The sequence below is a fragment of the Micromonospora phytophila genome, from assembly GCF_023656545.1.
Taxonomy (GTDB): Bacteria; Actinomycetota; Actinomycetes; order Mycobacteriales; family Micromonosporaceae; genus Micromonospora; species Micromonospora phytophila.
Genome location: NZ_JAMOKF010000495.1, coordinates 1 through 2,898 on the forward strand (window position 1 = coordinate 1; position 2,898 = coordinate 2,898).

Annotated in this window: 4 protein-coding genes; 2 read left to right on the forward strand and 2 right to left on the reverse strand. The window is 74.4% G+C overall.

What is annotated here, in order from left to right; all coding sequences use genetic code 11:
• Positions 1–74 precede the first annotated feature (74 nt).
• A complete protein-coding gene (locus NCC78_RS30250; protein WP_250798800.1) occupies positions 75–812 on the forward strand; it encodes a nucleotidyltransferase domain-containing protein in 738 nt (245 codons plus the stop codon).
• Between the two features lie 15 nt (positions 813–827).
• Here the strand turns inward: NCC78_RS30250 and NCC78_RS30255 are convergent, their stop codons facing one another.
• Both NCC78_RS30255 and map read right to left on the reverse strand, forming a co-directional pair.
• Complete coding sequence (locus NCC78_RS30255; protein WP_250798801.1) at positions 828–1,544, reverse strand: VIT1/CCC1 transporter family protein; 717 nt, start codon at positions 1,542–1,544, stop codon at positions 828–830.
• Positions 1,541–2,398: a type I methionyl aminopeptidase gene (gene map, locus NCC78_RS30260; RefSeq protein WP_250798803.1), complete on the reverse strand. Its 858-nt coding sequence runs from the start codon at positions 2,396–2,398 to the stop codon at positions 1,541–1,543. The genes NCC78_RS30255 and map overlap by 4 nt, the downstream gene beginning before the upstream one ends.
• Positions 2,399–2,493: 95 nt before the next feature.
• Between map and NCC78_RS30265 the strand changes: the two genes are divergently transcribed.
• The gene (locus tag NCC78_RS30265) at positions 2,494–2,808 is read left to right on the forward strand and encodes an STAS domain-containing protein (protein WP_250798804.1); all 315 of its coding nucleotides are present in this window, start codon (positions 2,494–2,496) and stop codon (positions 2,806–2,808) included.
• Positions 2,809–2,898: the final 90 nt, after the last annotated feature.

The following is a 2,898-nucleotide window of genomic DNA, read 5'->3' on the forward strand; positions in this document are numbered from 1 at the left end:
CGCACGCCGGCGGGACGCGCCCGGCGGGCCACTGTCCGCCGGCGGGTACCACGCGGCGGGACAGGGGTGGTCCGGTGGACGGCAGCGGCGCAGACCTCGACACGGACCCGCACCTGGGCGATCCACGGTGGACGGTGGTCGGGCGGGTCGCCGAGGCGGTGCGGCGGCGCTTTCCGGCCGACGTGCTCGCCGTGGCGGTGCACGGCCCGCTGGCCCACGGCGACGACGACGGAGGCGGGAACGGCGAGGTCGGGCTGCTGGTGGTGACCTACCGGCCGGGCGCCGGCCCGCCCCCGGCCACCCGACGGGTGGACGGTGTGCTGGTCGACCTGACCGTGTCCGGCGCGGACGACTACCTCCGTCAGGCCCGGGTGATCTCCCCGCTCTGGCCGCTGACCGCCGACCGGTACGTCACCACCCGGGCGTTGCACGACCCGACCGGCTGGCTGCGCACGCTCCGCGACGAACACCTGGGCCGGCTCGCCCGGGCCCGCCCGGGCGAGTTCAGCACCGCCGCCCGGCAGGCCTGGTACCGGGGCAGCGCGGCGCACGCCCGGGCGGCCCGGCTCGCCGAGTGGTACGAGACGGACCAGGCCCTGCTGATGCTCGGCGAGGCGCGGCTGGCGGCGGCGACGGTGAACGGGCTGCTCAGCCGCACCTACTTCCGAGACCCGGGCGACGCGGTGCGGCGCACCGGCCTGGCCGGCGCGGACATGACCGAGGTGGGCGCGGTGCTGACCCGGCAGGCCGACGAGCTGGCCGCCCGGGGTCGACCGGTCGACGGCGCCGTCGACGACCTCCTCGACGGTTGAGGCGGCCCCGGCAGGTCAGCCGATGCCGCCCTGGACGCCGATGAGGGCGCCGATCAGGTAGGTGGCGGCCGCGGCCGCGGCGCCCAGCAGCAGCTGCCGCAGGCCGCCCGACCACCACGGCCGGGCGGTGAACCGGGCGACGACCGCCCCGGCCGCGAAGAGCCCGAGCCCGCCCACCGCGAGCGCCAGCCAGAGGCTGGTCGCACCGAAGAGGTAGGTCAGCAGGGGCACCAGCGCGCCGACCGAGAAGAACAGGAACGACGAGATCGCCGCGGCCCACGGGCTGGGCTGGTCGTCCGGGTCGACGCCCAGTTCCTCCCGGACGTGCACCCGCAGCGCCTCCTCCGGGTTGCGCCGGACGGCCTCGGCGACCTGCATGGCGAGGTCGAGCGGCAGGCCACGGGCAACCCACGCCTCGGCCAGCTCACGCGCCTCCGCCTCGGGGTGGCGCTCCAGCTCCCGTCGTTCCTTGGCCACCTCGGCGGCGACCTGCTCGTTGGCCGAGCGGACGCTGGTGTACTCCCCCAACCCCATGGAGATGGCGCCGGCGACCAGGCCGGCGGTGCCGGTGAGCACGATGCTGCGGGGCGACACCCCGCCGCCGCCCACGCCGGCGATCAGCGCGATGTTGGTGACCAGGCCGTCCATCGCGCCGAACACCGCCGGACGCAGCCAGCCACCCGACACGTCCGCGTGGTGCGCCTCGCGCAGGGCCGCCGGCGTGTCGGTCACGGCAGCGTCAGGATCTCGTGACCGTCCTCGGTCACCAGGATGGTGTGCTCGAACTGGGCGGTCCACCTGCGGTCCTTGGTGACCACGGTCCAGCCGTCGTCCCACATGTCGTACTGGTAGGTGCCGAGGGTGATCATCGGCTCGATGGTGAAGGTCATCCCCGGCTCCATGATGTCCGTGGGGCGGGGGCTGTCGTAGTGCGGCACGTAGAGGCCGCTGTGGAAGGACTCGCCGATGCCGTGCCCGGTGAAGTCGCGCACCACGCCGTAGCCGAAGCGCTTCGCGTACGACTCGATGACCCGGCCGACCACGTTGATCTGGCGGCCCGGGGCGACGGCGCGGATGCCGCGCATCATCGCCTCGTGGGTCCGCTCGACCAGCAGCCGGGCCTCCTCGCTGACCTCGCCCACGCAGAAGGTGGCGTCCGTGTCGCCGTGCACCCCGTCGAGGTACGCGGTGACGTCGACGTTGATGATGTCGCCGTCCTGCAGGACGGTGGAGTCCGGGATGCCGTGGCAGATCACCTCGTTGAGGCTGGTGCAGCAGGACTTGGGGAAGCCCTTGTAGCCCAACGTCGACGGGTAGGCGCCGTGGTCGCAGAGGAACTCGTGCACCACCCGGTCGATCTCGTCGGTGGTCACGCCCGGCTTGCAGTGCTCACCGGCGAGCTGGGTCGCCTGCGCGGCCAGCCGTCCGGCGACCCGCATCTTCTCGATGGTCTCCGGAGTCTGCACGTGGGAGCCGCGCCACTCCTGGGGACGCGTCTTGCCGACGTACTCCGGCCGGGCGATGTGGGCGGGCACGGGCCGCCAGGGGGAGAGTGTGCCTGGGGTCAGGGGCGCACGGACCGTCATGCCGCAAGCCTATCGCCGCGGTGGCGGGTGACCCGCGCCACCGCCCGCCCGCACCGGTTGTTGCCCTGCCAGGCCCGCTGTGCCATTGTGGCTCCGTGGATCAAGGGGGCGCACCTCCCGTCTTCTCCGCCAGCGCGGAGGTCGACGGTGACCACCTCCGCGTCGTGGTGGCCGGTGAGGTCGACATGGCCACCGCCGACACGATGATCCAGACCGTGCTGCGGGAACCGGCCGAGCGGGTGACGCTCGACCTTCGCGAGGTCACCTTCTTCGACTCGGCGGCGATCCACGCCGTGGTCCGGCTGGCCCAGCGCTTCCCCGGCGCGCTCACCGTCCTGCCGTCCCGGCAGGTCAGCCGGGTGCTCAGCATCTCCGGCCTGGGCGACCAGGCCTGGCTCCGCCCGGCCTGAGCCCGCCCGCCCTTCTCCCCGGCCGCGCCCCGCCGGACCGCGCCGCCGTGTTCGACCGCGCGCTTCGCCCCGAGCAAGCCGGGCCGGGCC

Excerpts from the sequence above, each read along its gene's own strand:
- map (WP_250798803.1), bottom strand. The coding sequence starts at position 2,398 with ATGACGGTCCGTGCGCCCCTGACCCCAGGCACACTCTCCCCCTGGCGG.